This window comes from Chryseobacterium salivictor, from assembly GCF_004359195.1.
In the GTDB taxonomy this organism is placed as follows: domain Bacteria; phylum Bacteroidota; class Bacteroidia; order Flavobacteriales; family Weeksellaceae; genus Kaistella; species Kaistella salivictor.
This window is the reverse complement of the sequence record NZ_CP037954.1, coordinates 487,904-508,121: the sequence shown is the minus strand read 5'-3', so window position 1 is coordinate 508,121 and position 20,218 is coordinate 487,904. Positions and strand designations below refer to the sequence as shown.

At 37.4% G+C, this 20,218-nt stretch carries 17 protein-coding genes; 12 read left to right on the top strand and 5 right to left on the bottom strand.

The window, feature by feature from the left end; all coding sequences use genetic code 11:
• Positions 1-136 precede the first annotated feature (136 nt).
• Entirely contained in the window at positions 137-934 is a 798-nt protein-coding gene (locus tag NBC122_RS02370; protein ID WP_165983180.1) for a hypothetical protein, read from the top strand.
• Between the two features lie 124 nt (positions 935-1,058).
• Here NBC122_RS02370 and porX read toward each other — a convergent pair whose 3' ends face one another.
• Positions 1,059-2,600: a T9SS response regulator signal transducer PorX gene (gene porX / locus NBC122_RS02365; RefSeq protein ID WP_133438837.1), complete on the bottom strand. Its 1,542-nt coding sequence runs from the start codon at positions 2,598-2,600 to the stop codon at positions 1,059-1,061.
• A 231-nt stretch (positions 2,601-2,831) separates the two neighbouring features.
• Here porX and NBC122_RS02360 point away from each other — a divergent pair, with 231 nt between their 5' ends.
• The 8 genes from NBC122_RS02360 to NBC122_RS02325 all read left to right on the top strand — a co-directional run bounded on the left by NBC122_RS02360 (position 2,832) and on the right by NBC122_RS02325 (position 10,674).
• Positions 2,832-4,043: an HD domain-containing protein gene (locus NBC122_RS02360; RefSeq protein WP_133438836.1), complete on the top strand. Its 1,212-nt coding sequence runs from the start codon at positions 2,832-2,834 to the stop codon at positions 4,041-4,043.
• A 60-nt stretch (positions 4,044-4,103) separates the two neighbouring features.
• Positions 4,104-5,135, top strand: coding sequence for a UDP-3-O-(3-hydroxymyristoyl)glucosamine N-acyltransferase (gene lpxD / locus NBC122_RS02355; RefSeq protein ID WP_133438835.1), 1,032 nt, complete (start codon positions 4,104-4,106; stop codon positions 5,133-5,135).
• Entirely contained in the window at positions 5,128-6,525 is a 1,398-nt protein-coding gene (locus NBC122_RS02350) for a bifunctional UDP-3-O-[3-hydroxymyristoyl] N-acetylglucosamine deacetylase/3-hydroxyacyl-ACP dehydratase (RefSeq protein WP_133438834.1), read from the top strand. Before lpxD ends, NBC122_RS02350 begins: the two co-directional genes overlap by 8 nt.
• Positions 6,526-7,314, top strand: coding sequence for an acyl-ACP--UDP-N-acetylglucosamine O-acyltransferase (gene lpxA, locus NBC122_RS02345; RefSeq protein WP_133438833.1), 789 nt, complete (start codon positions 6,526-6,528; stop codon positions 7,312-7,314). It begins immediately after the preceding gene.
• Positions 7,315-7,451: 137 nt separating this feature from the next.
• A complete protein-coding gene (gene efp / locus NBC122_RS02340; RefSeq protein ID WP_133438832.1) occupies positions 7,452-8,015 on the top strand; it encodes an elongation factor P in 564 nt (187 codons plus the stop codon).
• 18 nt (positions 8,016-8,033) lie between these two features.
• Positions 8,034-8,936 (top strand): LpxD N-terminal domain-containing protein, encoded by a 903-nt coding sequence (locus NBC122_RS02335; protein WP_133438831.1) that lies wholly within the window; start codon positions 8,034-8,036, stop codon positions 8,934-8,936.
• Between the two features lie 81 nt (positions 8,937-9,017).
• Positions 9,018-9,890, top strand: coding sequence for a succinate--CoA ligase subunit alpha (gene sucD / locus NBC122_RS02330; protein WP_133438830.1), 873 nt, complete (start codon positions 9,018-9,020; stop codon positions 9,888-9,890).
• Positions 9,891-10,005: 115 nt separating this feature from the next.
• Positions 10,006-10,674 carry a porin family protein gene (locus tag NBC122_RS02325; RefSeq protein ID WP_133438829.1) on the top strand — a complete coding sequence of 223 codons (669 nt, stop codon included), beginning with the start codon at positions 10,006-10,008 and terminating at the stop codon, positions 10,672-10,674.
• A 115-nt stretch (positions 10,675-10,789) separates the two neighbouring features.
• Here NBC122_RS02325 and hutH read toward each other — a convergent pair whose 3' ends face one another.
• Complete coding sequence (hutH, locus tag NBC122_RS02320; RefSeq protein WP_133438828.1) at positions 10,790-12,280, bottom strand: histidine ammonia-lyase; 1,491 nt, start codon at positions 12,278-12,280, stop codon at positions 10,790-10,792.
• A 191-nt stretch (positions 12,281-12,471) separates the two neighbouring features.
• Here hutH and NBC122_RS02315 point away from each other — a divergent pair, with 191 nt between their 5' ends.
• The gene (locus tag NBC122_RS02315) at positions 12,472-14,286 is read left to right on the top strand and encodes a hypothetical protein (RefSeq protein WP_133438827.1); all 1,815 of its coding nucleotides are present in this window, start codon (positions 12,472-12,474) and stop codon (positions 14,284-14,286) included.
• A gap of 98 nt (positions 14,287-14,384) precedes the next feature.
• Complete coding sequence (gene uvrC, locus NBC122_RS02310) at positions 14,385-16,178, top strand: excinuclease ABC subunit UvrC (RefSeq protein ID WP_133438826.1); 1,794 nt, start codon at positions 14,385-14,387, stop codon at positions 16,176-16,178.
• 3 nt (positions 16,179-16,181) lie between these two features.
• On the opposite strand, the gene NBC122_RS02305 is transcribed toward uvrC, so the two are convergent.
• Complete coding sequence (locus NBC122_RS02305; protein WP_133438825.1) at positions 16,182-16,991, bottom strand: hypothetical protein; 810 nt, start codon at positions 16,989-16,991, stop codon at positions 16,182-16,184.
• A gap of 185 nt (positions 16,992-17,176) precedes the next feature.
• Here NBC122_RS02305 and NBC122_RS02300 point away from each other — a divergent pair, with 185 nt between their 5' ends.
• Positions 17,177-18,040 (top strand): glycoside hydrolase family 25 protein, encoded by an 864-nt coding sequence (locus tag NBC122_RS02300; protein WP_165983179.1) that lies wholly within the window; start codon positions 17,177-17,179, stop codon positions 18,038-18,040.
• Positions 18,041-18,094: 54 nt separating this feature from the next.
• Here the strand turns inward: NBC122_RS02300 and NBC122_RS02295 are convergent, their stop codons facing one another.
• On the bottom strand, positions 18,095-19,273 hold the full coding sequence (locus tag NBC122_RS02295; RefSeq protein ID WP_133438824.1) for a thioredoxin family protein: 1,179 nt from the start codon (positions 19,271-19,273) through the stop codon (positions 18,095-18,097).
• Between the two features lie 64 nt (positions 19,274-19,337).
• Positions 19,338-20,156, bottom strand: coding sequence for a carboxypeptidase-like regulatory domain-containing protein (locus NBC122_RS02290; protein WP_133438823.1), 819 nt, complete (start codon positions 20,154-20,156; stop codon positions 19,338-19,340).
• Between the last annotated feature and the right edge of the window lie 62 nt (positions 20,157-20,218).

Genomic DNA, 20,218 nt, shown 5'->3' with positions numbered 1-20,218 from the left:
TAACTAGTAACGAAAATGAGTTAATCAAAGAAAATACAGAGATTCCAAAAAAAATTGATTGCTTTATCACGGGTTTATCCAAGTGTTTTTACTTTATATTTATATACCTTTGAGGCCTGTTTGTTACAGAATCATTATGGTAAAAGGCTTGATTTTGATGCTCTTGTTTAATTTGGGAACTCTTTCAGAACACTTTCGATCTACGAAAAGCGGTGAAGATTTGTTGCACACCCAGCTAGAAAAAAGGCAGGGAGGCGATAGTTATTTATGGACTTCTTTTTTTAATCAGAAAAGCAATGCTTATTTAATGGCTTTACTGAAGGAATGGAATATCAAAACACTTTTTCTTTCTGTGAATCCGACAATGGATTTGGCAAAACTGCGTTCTTTTAAAATTCTTGCTTCACAAAATGGAATTAAAGTCGATTTTCTAATCGGAGAAAATTCTTATCTGGAAGAAGATGATGGATTTACCCACTTAGAAAAAGTAATGATCGAAGGTAGAGATCTAGGATTTGCCGGAATCCATCTGGATATTGAGCCACATACTTTTGATGATTACCATGAAAATATAAAGGTTTATTCGAAGAGGCAAATCAAGTTATACACCCAGGCGAAAAAATGGTGTGCAGAAAACGGCATGGATCTGAGCACAAGTGTTCCGATGCATTTACCAATTGAGGTGGCAAAAAACTTGAGCAGAAATAATATCACAACCTATATTATGGCCTACGACCATTTGAGTTTAGAAAAAAAGATGGACAAAACAGAAGCCATCAGGAAAATTTTAAAAAATAATTACCGCTGGGTATTCGAGATTGATGATTTTCCGGATTATACCAGTTTGCAGGAAACTGAAAATAAATTAATTGAAAAAGGAATCAAAGGGCTTGCCTATCATGATTTGTCTCAGATGAATTTGTTTAAAAAATAACGGAAATTTTAGATCATTTTTTAAAAAGATTTTTGCGCGTGAAAATGGTGGTCAATAAAAAAGCGGAAAGAATCTAAGATTCTCTCCGCCCTAGAGCCCAAAATCAAATAAACTATGAAAAAAACTATTTGGGTTCTAATATGCTGATCGGAATAATGCATTCCTCCAAAGAAATCCCGCCATGTTGATAGGTTTCTTTGTAATAGTTTACAAAATGATTATAATTTTTCGGATAAGCCAAAAAAGTATTATTCTTTGCAAAGATGTATTTGGAACTTAAATTTCCTTTCGGTAAAAATAATTTCTCGGGATTGGAAATTGCCCATACATCATTGTTTTCGTAGGTTAAACTTCTGCCCGTTTTATACCGGATATTTGTTGAAGTTTCTCTGTCGCCAACCACTTTACTGGGTTTCTTCACATAAATAGTTCCGTGGTCAGTCGTGATGACGAGTTTGAAACCATTTTCTGCGGCCTGTTTAATAATCTTTAATAATGAAGAGTTTTCAAACCAGTTATACGTCAGTGATCGGAAGGTCTTGTCATCTCTGATCAGTTGATTGACAATGACGTTGTCTGTTTTTGCATGAGATAATATATCGATGAAATTATAGACAATGACCAACAAATCGTTGTTTTTATGCTGGTTGAAATCTTCTAAAATTTTGCGTTCAAAATCTGCATTTAATATTTTCAAATACTTCATAGACTTTCCGGATAAACCGAGGCGTTTCATCTGATCTTCTAAAAAATCGCGTTCATGCTCATTTTTATTGCCGTCTTCGTTATCATTGATCCAATATTGCGGAAATCTCTTTTCAATTTCTGACGGCATTAATCCGGCGAAGAAAGCATTTCTCGCGTACTGTGTTGCCGTGGGGAGAATGCTGTAATAATAATCTTCAGATGTTTTCTGATAAAATTTGGTAAATAGCGGCTCGATGACTTTCCACTGATCATAGCGCAGATTATCAATCATTAATAAAAGAACCTTATCTTTTTCTACTTCCGGCTTTATTTTGTCTTTAAACAACGTATGGCTCATCATCGGTTTATCAGATGAATTCAACCAATGTTCATAATTTTTTTCAATGAACTTTCCGAACTGAATATTGGCTTCCTCTTTTTGAGATTGCAGCAAATCTGAAAACTCATTGTCGAAAACTTTATCAAATTTAATTTCCCAGTTCAGGATTTTCTTATAATATTCTGCCCATTCCTGATAGGTTTTCAAATAAGACAGCTCCATCGAGAGATTTCGGAATTCCTGCTGGTATTCGAGTATGGTTTTTTGCTCGATTAAGGTTTCCTCCTGCAAATTCTTTTTTAATGAAAGTAAAATCTGATTCGGATTTACCGGTTTCAAAATATAATCTGCAATCTGTGAACCAATGGCCTGTTCCATGATCAGTTCTTCTTCATTTTTGGTAACCATTACGATTTTAATGGCAGAGTCGATATTCTTAATCATCGGAATCGCCTCCAATCCAGAAATCCCAGGCATGTTTTCATCCAGCAAAGCCAATTGAAAATTTTCTTTTTCAATCATTTCCAGCGCTTCATTCACGTTATTCACCGGTGAAACTTTGTAGCCTTTGTTTTCTAAAAATACAATATGAGGTTTTAGTAAATCTACTTCATCATCTATCCAAATAATTTTTGACATCTATTTCTTAATTTGTTTATTGTTACAGAAAGGAGTATTGATACTCGCAATTCTATTATCTAACTGCCATCAAAAATACAACCAAAAACTGCCAACTTTTCTGTAATATCAAGTTAAAGTTGCGTTAAATTTAATCATAATTGATAAATGCTTGATGTGAATAATTCATAACCGACACCGAAGCACTTACCTTAAAACTAAATCGTAAATTTGCAGATCGAAGTTTCTATTATGACCAATAAATTTAAAATAATCAATGATCCGGTACACGGATTTATCAATATTCCCCACGAAATTCTTTTTGATGTGATCGAGCATCCTTATTTTCAAAGATTACGGCGGATTTCGCAGACCGGTTTATTGAATTTAATTTTTCCCGGTGCAACACATACCAGATTTCATCATGCTTTAGGCGCAATGCATTTGATGTTTACCGCGTTGGAAACTTTGAAATTGAAAGGTGTTACAATCTCTAAAGAAGAAGAAAAAGCCGCAATGCTGGCCATTCTTCTCCATGATATTGGGCACGGTCCGTTTTCGCACGCTTTAGAAAATATGCTGATGGATGACTGGCATCACGAGAAACTGTCGCTGTTGCTGATGAATAAAATGAATGAGGAGTTCAATGGTGAACTTTCGATGGCGATAGAAATGTTTCAGGGAAAATACCAGAGAAAATTCTTTAATCAGCTGATTTCCTCCCAGTTGGATGTCGACCGTCTTGATTATTTAAAGCGCGACAGCTTCTATACCGGAGTCGTAGAGGGAAATGTAAATACCCAGAGAATTATTTCGATGATGAATGTTTCTGAAGACGAACTGGTGATCGATGCAAAGGGGATTTATTCCATCGAAAATTTTCTGACGGCAAGAATGTTTATGTATTGGCAGGTGTATTATCATAAAACGTCTGCATTGGCAGAATATCTTTTGGTGAAAATTTTAGCACGGGCAAAATTTCTGGTTTCTCAGGGCAAAAAACTTCCAGCTTCAGAGAACTTGGCTTATTTCCTACACAAAAATGAGTTTGAAAAAGCGACCGGAGAAGACATTCAGCGTTTTACAGAACTTGATGATAATGATGTAATTCAAGCCATTAAATTCTGGACAAAAAGTGATGATGTTGTTTTGTCTTATCTGTGTAATTGTGTTATTCAAAGAAAATTTCCCAAAACACTGATGTCTTCCAAACCTTTCGATAAAGAATTTATTGAAGATAAAATCGCCAGAACAAATCTAAAATTTGGACAAGATATCGGTTCAGAACTTGTAGATCAGATAGCCAGAAATCTTCTGCCGTATAATGCAGAGCATCAGCCGATTTATTTACTGCAAAAAGATGGCGAAAAAACCAAGCTTGACCATTCTGAGAATCAAATTCTGTCCTCCTTTATCAATCAACTGAATACCAAGTATATTTTATCATTTCCCCGAGAAATTTAAAGCCGTTTTTTGTCACCTAAATGATTTGCAATATTTGGGAATTTGTTATCTTTGCAGGATATGGAATTTACCGCATCGCAGATTGCAAATTTTATTAACGGACGAATCATAGGGGATGAGCATGCGCTCATCACGGGCGTATCGCCTATAGAAAGTGGAGAAGAAGGCCATCTTTCTTTCGTCGCGCAAGAAAGATTTGCAGAGCATATTGATCGATCGAAATGCTCAGTTCTAATTGTTTCTGAGAAACTATTAACCGAAAAAACTTATCAACCCACTATTATTGCTGTAGAAGATGCTTATCTGGCGTTTCAGGTTTTAATGAATCTGTATCAGGAAATGCAGGGGCGTAAATCTGGAATTGAAGATGGAGCGGTGTTTCACGAGTCTGCCTCGGTAGGCGAGAATGTATATGTAGGCGCTTTTACCTGCGTCTCTGAAAAGGTAAAAATAGGAGATGGTTCCCAAATTTATCCGCAGGTATTTATCGGTAAAAATGTAAAGATTGGTAAAAACTGTGTCTTATACAGTGGTGTAAGAGTTTACGATTATTGTGTGATTGGCGATAACTGCATCATTCATTCCAATACGGTAATCGGTTCAGATGGTTTTGGTTTTCAACCGACGAAAGATGGCTATCAGAAAATTCCGCAGTTAGGAAATGTTATTTTAGAAGATCATGTAGAAATTGGTTCTAACTGTAGCATTGACAGAGGAACTATCGGATCGACGGTTATTGGGAAAGGTACCAAAATCGATAACTTAATCCAAATCGCTCATAATGTAAAAATTGGCCAGAATAATGTAATTGCCGCACAAGCCGGAATTGCAGGTTCTACAGTAATTGGCGACTGGAATCAAATCGGCGGTCAAGTCGGTATTGTGGGACATATTCAGATTGGTAATCAAGTAAAAATACAGGCACAAAGTGGTGTGAATTCTAACACCAAAGACGGCGAAATTCTGTACGGCTCCCCTGCCATCAACGCAGGCGAATACCGAAGAAACTATGTGCATTTCAGAAATTTCACCGATATTGTTAAACGAATAAATAATCTTGAGCTCAACTCAAAAGATAAAACTAATGAGTGATAAACAAAAAACCTTAAACGAAGAGATCTCTCTCTCCGGAATCGGCCTTCATACTGGTCGGGAAGTAACCCTTACCATGAAACCTGCAAAAGAAAATACAGGTTTCGTTTTCGTAAGAACCGATCTTGAGGGGAATCCTCATATCGAAGCAGATGTCAACTATGTTACCACCACTGAAAGAGGAACAACTCTGGAAAAATTGGGCGTCAGAATACATACCTGCGAGCATTTGCTTGCTGCTTTGGTAGGATGTGATATCGATAATGTCATCTTGGAAATGGACAGTGCAGAACCACCAATTTTAGATGGATCTTCTAAATTTTTCGTGGAAGCAATCGAGAAAGCAGGGATCATCGAACAATCTGCAGCAAGAGAATATCTGATTGTAAAAGAGGTGCTGAGTTACAGTGATCCTGCAACCGGTTCAGAAATTACAATTATTCCCTCCGATACGTATGAAGTAACAACCATGGTCGATTTTGGAACCAAAGTATTGGGAACCCAAAACGCCACTTTAAAGGATATTTCAGAATTCAAAACCGAAATATCATCAGCAAGAACTTTCAGCTTTTTACACGAGCTGGAAATGCTTTTGGATGCCGGCTTAATTAAAGGTGGTGACATTTCAAACGCCATCGTCTATGTTGATAAAGAACTTACTCCTGAAACAGCAGAGAGACTGAAAAAAGCGTTCGGAAAAGATGAAGTTTCAATCCGTCCGAATGGAATTTTAGACAATCTTACCTTAAATTATCCTAACGAAGCAGCACGTCATAAATTACTCGATGTGATAGGCGATTTGGCTCTGGTTGGTGTTAAAATCAAAGGAAAAGTTATTGCAAACAAACCGGGACATTTCGTCAATACACAGTTTGCAAAGAAATTAAACAGACAGTGGAAACTGCAGAAAAAGAAAAATGTTCCCGATATCGATATTTATAAAGAACCGGTTTACGACATCAATGGAATTATGAAATTGATGCCGCACAGACCACCGTTTTTATTAATTGACAAGATTTTAGAACTTTCAGATTCTCACGTGGTCGGTTTAAAAAATGTAACGATGAACGAACCGTTTTTCGTTGGGCATTTTCCGAAAGAACCTGTGATGCCAGGCGTTTTACAAGTAGAAGCTTTAGCCCAGACCGGAGGTATTTTGGTTCTGGCAAGCGTACCCGATCCCGAAAATTACTCGACTTATTTTATTAAAATGGATAAAGTAAAGTTCAAGAAAAAAGTAGTGCCGGGAGATACGATGGTATTTAAAATAGAATTGATTTCACCTATCAGACGGGGAATTGTGCACATGCAAGGATACGGATATGTCGGCGACAGCGTTGTGGTAGAAGCAGAGCTGATGGCCCAGGTGGCAAAAAACAAACCGGATTAAATGGTACATCAATTAGCTGCCGTAGACCAGCGTGCAAAAATAGGCAAAAACGTTACCGTAGAACCGTTTACAACGATTGCCGGTGATGTGGAAATTGGCGAAGGAACTTGGATTGGGTCGAATGTGACCATCATGGATGGAGCCAGAATCGGCAAAAATTGTAGGATTTTTCCGGGCACTGTAATTTCCGCAATTCCACAGGATTTGAAATTCGACGGTGAAGAAACGCAGGTGATTATCGGCGACAGAACAACCGTTAGAGAATGTGTGACCATCAACAGAGGAACAAAAGCCCTTGGTTATACCAAAATTGGTGAAGATTGTTTGATCATGGCTACTGTTCATATTGCCCACGATTGCGTTTTGGGTGATCATGTTATCATTGTAAACGGCTCTGCGCTTGCAGGTCATGTAGAGGTGGGCGATTATACCGTTATGGGAGGACTTTCGGCCGTACATCAATTTGGTAAAATTGGCAAACATGTCATGATTTCAGGAGGAACTTTAGTGAGAAAAGACATTCCTCCTTATGTTAAAGTGGCGCGTGAACCAATGAATTACGCTGGAATTAATTCCGTGGGTCTTAGAAGAAGAGGGTTTACCAATGATAAAATTTTTGAAATTCAGAAAATTTACCGCGCTGTTTATCAAATGAAAATGAATGTTTCTCAAGCTTCAAGTTATATAGAAAAGGAAATGCTGCCTACCGCAGAGCGCGATGAAATTCTTGAGTTCATCAGAAATTCACCACGCGGAATCGTAAAAGGATATGGGACCGGTAAAGAATAATATCGATTTTCATAAATCCCCAAAGGGATCATTTAATAAAGAACAGGAGATAATCCGCTGACTATTACCAATAAAAAAACAACAAGTCCCGAAGGGAAAGAACAGGACGTAATCCTGTGATTATAATAACATAATATATGGCAACAAGCAACGATATTAAAAAAGGAATGTGTATCGAATTCAGTAACGATATTTTCAAAATTATTGATTTTTTACACGTGAAACCAGGTAAAGGTCCAGCTTTCGTAAGAACAAAAATGAAGTCGGTTACCAATGGTAAAGTCTTAGACAATACTTTTTCGGCAGGTCACAAAATCGATGAGGTCAAGGTAATTACCAGAAAATTCCAATATCTGTATGAAGATGATAATGGATATCACTTTATGAATAATGAAGATTTTTCGCAGATCTATCTTGATAAAGAAATGATTGAAAACGCTCAGTTTATGAAGGCAGGCGAAGAAGTAACCATCATTTTAAAAGACAGCGACGAATCTCCTTTGTCAGCCGAAATCCCACCAACAGTTTATTTGGAAGTAATTGAAGCAGATCCGGGAGTGAAAGGAAATACTGCAACCAACGCATTGAAAAATGCCATCGTAGAAACAGGAGCCAGAGTAATGGTGCCATTGTTCATCGAAGCTGGTGATAAAATTAAAGTAAATACCGAAGATGGATCTTACTTGGAAAGAGTGAAATAATTTTAATAAAACCGACCGATGACTTTTACAAAACCACAAACCCTGAAATCAATCTCAGAAATTATTGGCGCTAAAATGATTGGCGACGAAAATTTTCCGGTTTTAGGAACCAATGAAATTCATAGGGTGAAAAGTGGAGAAATTGTTTTTGTAAATCATCCGAAATATTATGATAAAGCACTCCATTCTGCGGCAACCATTATTCTTATCGATAAGGAAGTAGAGTGCCCAGCCGGAAAAGCACTGCTCGTTTCTGATGATCCGTTCAGGGATTTTAATAAAATCAATACCCATTTTACAAAAATTACCAACTTCGGCGAAACGCTGCATGAACTGGAAGTAGGAGAACGCACGCAAATTCATTCTTCTGTAGTCATTGGTAATAATGTGAAAATCGGAAACGACTGTATCATCTTTCCGAATGTTGTGATTGGCGACCGAACGGTAATTGGCGATAACGTCATCATTCAGTCCAATACAGTTGTGGGCGGTGATGCCTTTTATTACAGAAAATTTAACGGAAATTTTGACCGGTTAATTTCAGTCGGAAATGTCATTATAGAAAATAATGTAGAAATAGGAAACGGCTGTACCATCGACAGAGGAGTTACCGATGCTACGGTGATTGGCGAAGGTTCTGTTTTAGACAATCAAATCCAGATCGGACACGACACCATTATCGGAAAAAAATGCCTCATTGCTTCCCAAACAGGCATTGCAGGATGCTGCATCATCGAAGATGAAGTCACCATTTGGGGACAGGTGGGGATGGCCTCAGGTGTCCGTGTAGAAAGCGGAACGGTTCTTTTAGCAAAATGCGGTGTAAACAGGGATTTGCAAAAAGGAACTTATTTCGGACCCATTGCGGAAGAATTCCGGCAGTATTTAAGAAAGGAAGTGAAGCTTAAGAAGTTGAAATAACGGCTATAGATGCCAGCAAGTTCAAATATTATTAAGTAATTTTGTAATCATTAATTGAATAATAAATTTAAAAAATAAAAAATGTCAGTATTAGTAAACAAAGATTCTAAAGTAATCGTACAGGGATTTACCGGAAATGAAGGAACTTTCCATGCAGGGCAAATGATCGAATACGGAACAAATGTCGTAGGTGGAGTTACCCCAGGAAAAGGAGGTTCTGAGCATTTGGGAAAACCGGTTTTTAATACGGTTGCAGATGCGGTAGAAAAAGCCGGAGCTAATGTGAGTATTATTTTCGTGCCGCCGGCATTTGCTGCAGATGCGATTATGGAAGCAGCAGAAGCAGGAATCAAAGTAATCGTATGTATTACCGAAGGAATTCCGGTTGCAGATATGGTGAAAGTGAAAGCATACCTTGCTGACAAAGATAGCAGATTGATTGGGCCAAACTGCCCGGGAATTATTACTTCTGATGAAGCCAAAATAGGAATTATGCCTGGTTTCGTTTTCAAAAAAGGAAAAATAGGAATCGTTTCTAAATCAGGAACTTTAACTTACGAAGCAGCAGACCAGGTGGTAAAAGCCGGTTACGGTGTTTCTACAGCAATCGGAATTGGTGGTGACCCGATTATCGGAACAACGACAAAAGAAGCGTTGGAATTATTCATCAATGACCCGGAAACTGAAGCAGTAGTGATGATTGGTGAAATCGGTGGTAACTTAGAAGCTGAAGCTGCAAGATGGTACAAAGAAAGTGGTTCTAAAAAACCGGTTGTTGGATTTATCGCGGGACAAACTGCTCCTAAAGGTAGAACAATGGGTCATGCAGGTGCAATCGTTGGTGGTGATGATGATACTGCTCAGGCAAAAATGGCCATTATGAGAGAAAACGGAATTCACGTAGTAGATTCTCCAGCGGAGATCGGCGCTACGGTGGCCAAAGTTTTAGGATAATTTTCCTTAATAATATAAAGCGTCTTGTAATTTTTGCAAGACGCTTTTTTGTTGGTTGCATTTTTTTATATCTTTGTATGAACGCAAGTACAAAACAGATTTTAAAAAACACAATATGAAAAAATTATTACTCAGTTCAGCACTATGTGCAGCTGCCGTTTTATCAGCTCAAATTGATTTCAGCAGCACGCGATTCGGAATTACCGCAGGAGGAACTTATTCGAGGATAAGTAATGCCCATAATCCATCAGGTCCCAGATTTTCTGGTTATGGTGGGGTTTTGGCAATGATCCCTGTAGACAGTAATAACCAGTTTTACATTCAGCCTCAGGTTGAATATCTGGGAGCCGGTGAAACCGGAAAGGATAAAGATGCGAAAGGAAAAATTGGGTACGATGCAGTTTATGCCAACAACTATATCAGTGTTCCTATTTATTTTAAAGCGTATTTTTCTGAAGCCGAGTCCGAGTTTTTTGCAATGGCCGGACCGAAATTTAATTTTTTGGTGAATCAGAAAGTCACCGATCCAAGTAAGCCATATTATGCTGTTGACGAACTGTCTGCTTACCCAGGCGTAAACGGAAAGGCAAACAGTTTTAATTTTGCTTTGGGTTTCGGCGTGGGTTATTCATTGAAGCGGCAACTTGAAATCGCTGCAAGATATGATCTTGGATTGAGCAATACCTACAAAGGTTTAATGAATGAACCGGGATCTGATCCCAATATTGCAAAAAAGAAATCGGAACAGGTGCTTAGCCTGGGCTTAAGTTATATTTTTCAATAATAAATAAAAATTCCATCAATTAATTTTGATGGAATTTTTTATTTTGAAATTTTTGTCTTAAAATGATGTGGTAAATTGCTTTTTTTAAACAACTTCATTTTATTTGAAGTCAGACTTAATTCACCTCAAACTTTCTTTCTCTGATTAACTCTGCGATTGCCAACATATCTTCGCCGATCAGTCGGTCTTCTTCTAATTTGGCTACTTTCGTCCGGATTAATGAATAGGCGTTTTCTACAAACTTTCCGCATTTTGCCGGTCGCCGGAATTCTAATCCCTGCGCTCCAAACATTAATTCTACAGCAAGAATATTTTCTAAATTCCCCAAAACCTGATTGAATTTTCTACCGGAAATACTTCCCATAGAAACGTGGTCTTCCTGTCCCAAACTCGTTGGAATAGAATCTGCCGAAGCCGGAAAACACAAGGTTTTATTCTCCGTAACCAACGCAGCAGAAGTGTATTGTGGAATCATAAAGCCGGAATTTAATCCTGAACTTTCCGTTAATAATCTTGGTAAACCATATTTTCCTTCCAGTAAAAGATAACTTCTTCGGTCAGAAATATTTCCCAGTTCCGCTACAGCTAAAGTGGCGTAATCCAATGGTAAAGCCAATAACTGTCCGTGAAAATTACCACCTGAAATCGACTCTTCCGCACTTAATACAATCGGATTATCCGTCACCGAATTCAATTCGGTTTCTGCTAAATTTTTTAAATGTTCAAAAGAATTTCTGCTCGCCCCATGAACCTGAGGAACACAACGCATAGAATAAGGATCCTGAACACGGTCACAAAATTCATGACTTTTTAAATTGTCAGAATCTTTTAAAAATTTCCGCATCCTTGATGCCACTTTCCGGCTGCCGTCAAACGGACGGATATCATGAAGTTCCTTTTTAAACGGACTTGCCGAACCGCGATAAGCTTCCAAACTTACAGCCGCCGTTAAATCTGCCAGGTCGAGTAAATATTCAAATCGATGCAAACCTAAAATAGCATGTGCTAAAATAAACTGGGTACCGTTAATTAGACCCAATCCTTCTTTCGGACCGAGTTGCAACGGTTTTAAACCATGCTTTTTCAGAACTTTTCCAGTCTCTTGAATTTCATCTTTTTGCCAAACTTTTCCCAAACCTAAAAGCGGTAAAACCAAATGCGCCAGCGGAGCCAAATCTCCGGAAGCGCCTACAGAACCTTGCTCAGGCACCACCGGAATAATATCATTTTCAAGCATCAGAATCAATCGCTCAATCACTTCCAGAGAAACGCCTGAAAATCCTTTTGACAACGCATGAATTTTTGCAATCATCATCACTTTCGAATAATCCTTGGCAATTGGTTTTCCAACGCCTACTGCATGCGAAATAATTAAATTATACTGAAGTTGAGCTGTTTCTTCTTCCGAAATTTTCACATCGCAAAGCGGACCAAAACCTGTATTGATTCCATAAACCGTTCGGTCAGAAGCTACGATTTTCTGCACGTTTTGCTGAGATTTCAGAATTTTCTGTTTGGCTTCTTTGTTGAGTTTTGCTTTTTTAGGGTTGTCTAAAATCGCCATTACATCGGTAATTGTAAAAGTATCTACGCCGTAAATTTTCATTAATTAGATTTTGTCTAAAAATACAATTTTTTAACAATCTGCAGGAATAGTTCGGAGCTTTTTTATTTGCTGACAAAAGTCATACAATCAGCGTATTATTAAAGTTGCTATCCGATACATAATTAAAAATTTAATTCTAATTTTGATGGGTGTTTAAAATTATCTAATTAATAAAAGGACCAATAAAAAATATGAATAAGAAAAAACCCGCGCACAATTTTCACATTCCGGTAATGGGATTGGCATATACAATCGACAGTCCGATTCGAGTTGCACAATACGGAATTTCGTCTGTAATTTCAATTATCGATGACGAGATTATCGAGAAAATGAACTGTCTTTATCACAAAAGAAATAATTTCAGCTATACCGGAATTTCCAATAAGATTGAAGATTACCGTGCCAAAAGAATCACCGCTTACCTGGATATGGTTCACGATGTGGTGAATATGAAATTCGAAAATTTCAAGCAGGAATTAAGTAAAAGCAAGGAAGCACTTAGTCAGTACATCGATATTCTTCCCAACAAATCTGAACTTAAAAAGGGACTGGAGAACCTCGCTGATCAAAAGGAAAATTTCACCGAAAATGTTCGGAAATTTTTAGAAAGTCACCTTTCTCCCGGAAGTATTGATGTGAATATCATGACCAAAGTAGACAAGGATAATTTCGTAAAAGGGGAGCAGTTGCCAGTCATTTATAATGATGCGCACGTTTCTTTGAGAGGTTTTGCCAACAGTAAACTTTCGTCTTCCATTGTACTTTCTGCAGGAATGAATCCGAGATTATACAGTTATTTTGAATCTTTCCCCGATTTTTTTCCAAATGTAAAAGGAGAACTCAAAAAGAAAATTATTTTGAAAGTAAGTGATTTCCGGTCTGCGATGATTCAGGGGAATTTCCTGGCAAAAAAAGGGCTTTGGGTTTCGGAATATCGGGTAGAATCGGGCTTGAATTGTGGAGGTCACGCCTTTGCAACAGATGGTTTATTGCTGGGACCGATTATGGAAGAGTTCAAACAAAAGAAAAACGATCTGATTTCGTCTGCTCATGAATTGATGGTAAATGCTTTGACTCAAAAGGAAATTCCTTGTCCGAGTGAACCATTAGAAATGAAAATCACCGTTCAGGGTGGAGTGGGGACCGCCGAAGAACACGAGTTTTTGCTGGAGAATTACCAAGTTGACAGCATCGGTTGGGGATCGCCTTTTTTACTTGTTCCCGAAGCGACTTCTGTGGACAGAGAAACGCGGGAACTGTTAGCAAAATCTAAAGAAGAAGATTTTTATTTAAGCAATATTTCTCCGCTCGGGATTCCTTTTAATACGATTAAAGGAAGTACGAATGAGTTTTTCAAACAGGAAAAAATTAATAAAGAAAAAGCCGGAAGTTCTTGCCCGAAAAAGTATTTGGCTTTAAGCAAAGAATTTGGACCCGAAGGAATTTGTACCGCTTCCCGAAAATATCAAACCGTAAAACTGAATGATTTAGAGGAGGTTAAAGAGGAAATATCTTTAAAAGAATACGACAAAAGAAAATCAAAAATCACAGAGAAATCCTGCCTATGTGTTGGTTTGGTGAATTCGTCTTATCTCGAAAGCGAAATCCAGATTAAAGGAGAAAAGCAGGGAGTCGTGGTTTGTCCCGGACCTAATCTTGCTTATTTCGACAAAGAAGTTTCGCTTTCTGATATGGTGAAACATATTTACGGAAACGAAAACGTAATGCCGGAGCAGAACCGTCCGAATATTTTCGTCAATGAACTGAAAATGTATGTAGATTATCTGAAAAATGAAATCGAGGAATTCTCCGACAGTTTCACCAATGCTCAGGTTAAAAAATGGAAAACCTTTAAAACCAATTTGATCGAAGGCGTGAATTATTACGAAAAATTATTTGCAGAAACTCCTTTTTTCAAAAAGAATATAAAAACGGTGGAACTTCAGCTGGCTGATTATAAAAATGAAATAATCGCTCTCGAGATTCCTGAAAATGTAAAGCCGTGATCTTTTAAAATTTAATTTTAAACCAGTCTGTCCATTTCGGCAGGCTGGTTTTATTTTTAGCGGTTCTTTTTTACGAAGCAAATCCCTATTTTTGTATCATGAATGCTGATCTTGAACTTCAACTGAAAACTTTGCCATCCGATCCCGGAGTTTATCGGTATTATGATAAAAAAGGTAATTTACTCTACGTTGGAAAAGCGAAGAATTTAAAGAAAAGAGTACTTTCTTACTTTAATAAAAATCAGCCGGGTTACCGTACGAAAATTATGGTCGCCAAAATATTCCGGCTGGAAACTACCGTCGTGAATAGCGAATACGACGCGCTTTTGTTGGAAAATAATTTAATTAAAGAACATCAGCCGTTTTACAATGTCATGCTCAAAGATGACAAAACCTATCCCTGGATCTGCATTAAAAATGAAGATTTTCCGCGTGTTTTTTTAACGCGGACGAAAATTAAAGATGGTTCAGAATATTTCGGACCTTATGCGAAAGTCCGCCCAGCCAAGGTTTTGCTCGATACCATCAAACACCTCTATAAAATCCGGACCTGTAATCTGAACCTTTCACCCAAAAAAATTGCGGAAGGAAAATATAGGGTTTGCCTGGAATATCATATCAAAAACTGCGAAGGTCCCTGCGAAATGCTGGAATTGAAAGAAAGTTATGATAGAAAAATTGATGCGATACGCGGAATTATTAAAGGTGATTTCCGGACGGCGAAAGAATATCTGACCAATCAGATGATAGCTTTTGCTAAAAATTTGGAATTTGAAAATGCTCAGACAATAAAGGAGAAAATCGATTTGCTGGAAGATTTTCAGCACAAGCACACGGTGGTCAATCCAAACATTGATGATGTAGATGTTTTTGGGATGACGAGCGATGAAACTGCGGCCTACATTAATTATTTTAAAATTCAGAACGGAAATATTATCCAGAGTTTCACCACAGAAATAAAGAAAATTCTGGAGGAATCTGACGAAGATATGCTGGAAGAAGCGATGATTGAGATTCGCCAGAAATTTAATTCTGATTCTAAAGAAATTCTGATTCCTTTTCATTTAACATTAGAAATTCCTAACGTGAAACTGATTGTTCCTAAAGTCGGGGATAAGAAAAGAATCGTGGAACTGTCTGAAAAAAATGCCAAAGAATACCGTGTTGAAAAACTGAAACAGGTTCAAATCGTAGATCCCGAAAGACATACCAACCGAATCATGGCAGAGATGCAGAAACTGCTTCGGATGCCTGTGGAACCGCGACATATTGAAGGTTTTGACAACTCGAATATTCAGGGAACAAATCCCGTTTCCGCTTGCGTCGTTTTTAAAGATGGAAAACCCAGCAAAGCCGATTATCGTATTTTCCATCCTAAAACGGTGGTAGGTCCGGACGATTATAAGACGATGGAAGAAGTGATTTACCGGCGGTACAAAAGGCTTTTAGAAGAAGCAGAACCTTTGCCGCAGCTTATTTTAATTGATGGTGGAAAAGGCCAGCTTTCGTCTGCTGTAAAAAGTTTGAAGCTGCTCGGTCTGTACGGAAAAATCACCATCATCGGAATTGCAAAACGCTTGGAAGAAATCTATTTCCCCGAAGATTCTATTCCGTTATATCTCGATAAAAAATCTGAAACTTTAAAAATACTGCAAAGAGTTCGGGACGAATCGCATCGTTTTGGCGTGAAACATCACCGAACCAGACGCAAAAATTCAACCATCAAATCCGAACTCGATGAAATTCCCGGAGTGGGTGAAAAGACGATTGAAATGTTGCTTCAGAAACTGAAATCAGTCAAGAGAATTAAAGAATCGAATTTAGAGACTCTGGAAGAAATTCTGGGAAAATCGAAAGGGAAAGTGGTTTGGGAGTATTTTAATCCGAATTAAAGATTACTTTTTTGAAAAGACCTCTTTTCTGAAACTTCCGTCTGAATTATCTAATTCTACGATGATTTCGCCGTTTTCAAAATAACCCAAAGTTGCCGTTCCATCAGCGAGTTGAACCCGATAAACGTCTTTTTTAGTGGAAGGTTTGAAGGTGGCATACGGAACCGAATTATTTGGATGAACTAAAATAAATTCTCCATTGGCTAGCAAAATTCTGTTCACCGATAAAGTTCCGTTACTGTAAACTTCTGCTTTTTGTCCCGCGGTCGCGCCTTCTTTTGGAGCCGGTACCACTTTAATGTTTTTACTTTCTGAAACGAGCGGCAAATCTTTCTTGACAATTTCTGATTTCTGATTTATTTTTGCAGGTTCTACTTTTTCAGTCACCATCGATTTCTCAACAGGCATTGAAACCGGCACTTTTTTCGCGGCATCTTCTAACGCGTCTCGCATTCCGGGTTCAAATTCCTTGATAGAAGATTTTCCTTCCAAAGAACTGATTGTTGTAGTTTGACAGTCTTTAAATTCAATCTTAAGTCTGTTTTTGAACATATTACTGCTGTTCAATAGTTCTGCTGTTAGAATGTGACAAGGGTTTTGTAATAATTCTGCAGGCCATTTTTCTTTGGATTCGGTAATTACTGTGAATTTTTTCTGTTTTAATTTGAGTTTCAGCAAATCATTCAAACCGAATTTGTTGACTTCGGTATCACTGAATTTTTCCGGAACATAAATATATTGATAATCCGAAACTTGTTGTCCGTATAGAAATGGGATAAAAAACAAGGTGGAAATCTGCAGAATTTTTTTCATAAATTTAATTTGATGAGAAGTTACTATTTTTCTAAATAATCCTTTCTGTTCATTTTATTTTTAATTCAATTAATGTTTTAAAAGCTAAGGTTGTAAAAGTTCTTAAGGAGGATTTGAGTCGAAACTTTTCCACCTGCATTTTTTCATCGTTTTTTTTACCCTAAAAAATCTATTTTTGCAAACCCATGGCCAAGAGAACTGTTAAAAGAAGAACCACCCGGAAAATTCATAAAAAACGCAGGAGACATTTTCTTCTGCGCCGGGAAATTTTATTGCTTTTTTTGGCTTTGGCATTATTCGGAACCGGCTTTTATTTAAAGCAGAAAATCGCGTTTTATTATGCGATGTATTTCAATAAGTTCGAACATAAAAAACTGTCGAATTCTGAAAGGGAAGAAAACAGAATCAACAGGATTATCGGTGATTACGCCGATAAAACTTTTGGGATGGATGTTTCTCATTACCAAAAAAAAGAAGATATTACCTGGGACAGTTTAAGTATCGGGAACCGCGCTATTCCTATAAAATTTGTGGTTCTGCGGGCGACGATGGGCAACAGATCTGCTGATAAACATTTTGATGAGTTTTGGCAGCTTTCGAAAAAACATGAACTCATCCGGGGAGCATATCATTTTTACAGAGCCGATGAAGATCCTGTAATGCAGGCCAATAATTTTCTCGACAATGTGAAACTGGAATCCGGAGACCTACCACCGATTTTAGATATTGAAAAAATTCCGCGGAAAAAATCGACCAAGAAATTAATTGAAGATCTGAAGATTTGGTGCCGGATAGTCGAAGAAGCGTACGGCGTGAAACCGATTATTTACACTTATTACCATTATCACAAAGATTTTCTGAAAGGCGAGTTTGATGATTATCCGATGTGGCTGGCGAATTATAACGATGTGCCACAACCGTCACCCGATGCTGACTGGAAAATCTGGCAGTTCACCGAAAACGGAATCGTATACGGAATCAATACCAAAGTAGATCTGAATGTTTTCAACGGGAATCTGTGGTCGCTGAAAAGGTTGACTTTAGATTAACAAAAAAGGATGCTTTTGGGCATCCTCTTCGGTATATAAATATAATGAAATGGTCTATTTAAGTTGATTTAATAAAGCCTGCGTTTCTGCATAATCTTCCCCTTCTTTTTTGGCCAGTTCAATGGCTTTTGCTGCCCATATTTTGGCATTCACCTTGTCTCCGGTCTTTAAATAAAGATTTGCGAGCGTATCGGTATTGGCGTAACCCTCATTCAGTTTTACCGATTGCTTTGCCCAAAGAATCGCTTTCCCTAAAGCGGTTTTGTCTGTGATATTTTCAAAAAAGTACCAGGAAACAGAGTTGAGTTCATCCCAGGTAAATTCCGCAGATGCTCCGTCTTTGTAGTAGGCTACAGCGTATTTTTGATAAGCAGCGGTATCTTTGGCAGAAGCAGCAATTTTCATTTTTGCTTTCAATAACAGGGAATTCGCTTTCTCTTCAGACATTATTTTTTTAGCTTCTGTGATAAATTTTTTCTCATCAAGAATTTTTGTGGTTTGGTCAAAAGAAGTATTGAAAATCGCGTTCAGTTTAAAATTATTAACAGTTCTGTTGTAATTTTCTTCCGGCATCAGTTTCAGTAATTCGTCTTTACGGGAGATAAATTCGGGAAAAAGGGGAGAGTTGCTGTCTTTCGTCAATGAAAAAAGATAAGATAAATCTTCCTGAGTCAAAAGATTTGCTTTTTTACCGTCAAAGTAGGTTTTGGCTACTTTCGATGCCAAAACAGGATCTGTGTAAGCATACACTTTGATGAAATTTTTCAGAAATTCCGGATCTTTTTCGCCAGCTTCAAATTTCTTTTTAAGCGCGCCCATTTGTTTTGAAGGATCTACGGCATCTTTCCCGACATTGATGAAATCTTCGGGGTCGTAATAAGAAGTCACACGATGAATCAGTTCGCCGTCTCCATTGATGAAAAGATAGGTAGGATAGGCTCGCACATTATACTTTTTCGCAATATCGATTCCTTCGCCTTTTTCCATATCAATTTTAGAATTGATGAAATTGGCATTGTAAAATTCTCCAACGGAAGCCTGTGGAAAAACGTTTTTTGCCATCATTTTGCAGGGACCGCACCACGTGGTGTAAGCGTCTAAAAAAAGAAGTCGGTTTTCTTTCTTGGCAAGTGCCAAAAGATCTTTAAAGGTTTTGTTTTCCTCGAATTTCATTCCCTGTCCAAAAGTGATGATGCTGAAAAACACGAGTAATATCAGTGAAGTTTTTTTCATTTTATAAAATTTGTTACGATGTAAAAATAAGGTATTCTGCAAATATTGAGATTAAAACTATGAATTATTTTTGAACTTTCACATCGATGTTGATTGCCGGGCTTACCATCGGAACCTTTTTCCATTCGCCTAAATAATTTCTGTAAATGGTTTTGTTTCCCATCAGCGCGCCACTCATATAAAAAGCACCTTCGAAACGATTCAGCAACTGAATTCCGATATAGAAATGATTATTTACCCAGATGTTGTTTTTAGAAACATCGTAACTATAAGTGTTATCAACGATTTTATCTGAAGTGATTTCGTCGTGTAGATCTTCAATAAGAATTGAATTCAGATTTTTATCGTAAACAGTAAACCTTATAAAGACCGGTTTGTCAGTTTTGAAATTAGAAATATTGATGTTGATTTTTTCAATTTTTGCCTTTTTATTGGTTTTAAAAAGCATGGCAACTTCTTTTGAAAGATCTTCTTCACTTTTTGAAGGAATATGACCGATCTGTATACTTTGGGTTTTCGTGTTGATTCCCCAGTTTTTTCTAATATATTTTTTAGGATTAATGACTACTTCCTGAATATCTTTTACTTTTTCAGTTAGGAAAATCGGGCGTTGCTTTTCTTTTAAAAAATGAGCCACTGAAACTGCATATTTTTCAAAACCACCAACTTCAATTTTTAAAGCTTTATTTATGTCGATGTTGGTTAAATCAATTTTAAAATGGCCGTTTTCATCGGCGATGGTTCCGGTATTTTCGTTTTCGATTCCAATTTTCGCGTAAGGAATGGGTTGCCGGTCTTCTTTAGAAAAAATGGTTCCGGAGATAATTTGTGCATTTATTAAAAATCCAAAAAGGAGAATAAAAAGTAAAGATGCTTTTTTCATAAATTAATTTTGGCAAATATTCTAAAATTATTTGTAGGATTGTGCTAAAGAATTGTTAAAGT

What these genes read in the sequence shown, in the direction of transcription:
- NBC122_RS02295 (WP_133438824.1), bottom strand. Translation starts at nt 19,273, where the DNA reads ATGAAAAAAACTTCACTGATATTACTCGTGTTTTTCAGCATCATCACT.
- hutH (WP_133438828.1), bottom strand. Translation starts at nt 12,280, where the DNA reads ATGAAAATTTACGGCGTAGATACTTTTACAATTACCGATGTAATGGCG.
- efp (WP_133438832.1), top strand. Translation starts at nt 7,452, where the DNA reads ATGGCAACAAGCAACGATATTAAAAAAGGAATGTGTATCGAATTCAGT.
- NBC122_RS02290 (WP_133438823.1), bottom strand. Translation starts at nt 20,156, where the DNA reads ATGAAAAAAGCATCTTTACTTTTTATTCTCCTTTTTGGATTTTTAATA.
- NBC122_RS02350 (WP_133438834.1), top strand. Translation starts at nt 5,128, where the DNA reads ATGAGTGATAAACAAAAAACCTTAAACGAAGAGATCTCTCTCTCCGGA.
- lpxA (WP_133438833.1), top strand. Translation starts at nt 6,526, where the DNA reads ATGGTACATCAATTAGCTGCCGTAGACCAGCGTGCAAAAATAGGCAAA.
- NBC122_RS02335 (WP_133438831.1), top strand. Translation starts at nt 8,034, where the DNA reads ATGACTTTTACAAAACCACAAACCCTGAAATCAATCTCAGAAATTATT.
- lpxD (WP_133438835.1), top strand. Translation starts at nt 4,104, where the DNA reads ATGGAATTTACCGCATCGCAGATTGCAAATTTTATTAACGGACGAATC.
- uvrC (WP_133438826.1), top strand. Translation starts at nt 14,385, where the DNA reads ATGAATGCTGATCTTGAACTTCAACTGAAAACTTTGCCATCCGATCCC.
- NBC122_RS02360 (WP_133438836.1), top strand. Translation starts at nt 2,832, where the DNA reads ATGACCAATAAATTTAAAATAATCAATGATCCGGTACACGGATTTATC.
- NBC122_RS02300 (WP_165983179.1), top strand. Translation starts at nt 17,177, where the DNA reads ATGGCCAAGAGAACTGTTAAAAGAAGAACCACCCGGAAAATTCATAAA.
- NBC122_RS02315 (WP_133438827.1), top strand. Translation starts at nt 12,472, where the DNA reads ATGAATAAGAAAAAACCCGCGCACAATTTTCACATTCCGGTAATGGGA.
- porX (WP_133438837.1), bottom strand. Translation starts at nt 2,600, where the DNA reads ATGTCAAAAATTATTTGGATAGATGATGAAGTAGATTTACTAAAACCT.
- NBC122_RS02370 (WP_165983180.1), top strand. Translation starts at nt 137, where the DNA reads ATGGTAAAAGGCTTGATTTTGATGCTCTTGTTTAATTTGGGAACTCTT.
- NBC122_RS02305 (WP_133438825.1), bottom strand. Translation starts at nt 16,991, where the DNA reads ATGAAAAAAATTCTGCAGATTTCCACCTTGTTTTTTATCCCATTTCTA.
- NBC122_RS02325 (WP_133438829.1), top strand. Translation starts at nt 10,006, where the DNA reads ATGAAAAAATTATTACTCAGTTCAGCACTATGTGCAGCTGCCGTTTTA.
- sucD (WP_133438830.1), top strand. Translation starts at nt 9,018, where the DNA reads ATGTCAGTATTAGTAAACAAAGATTCTAAAGTAATCGTACAGGGATTT.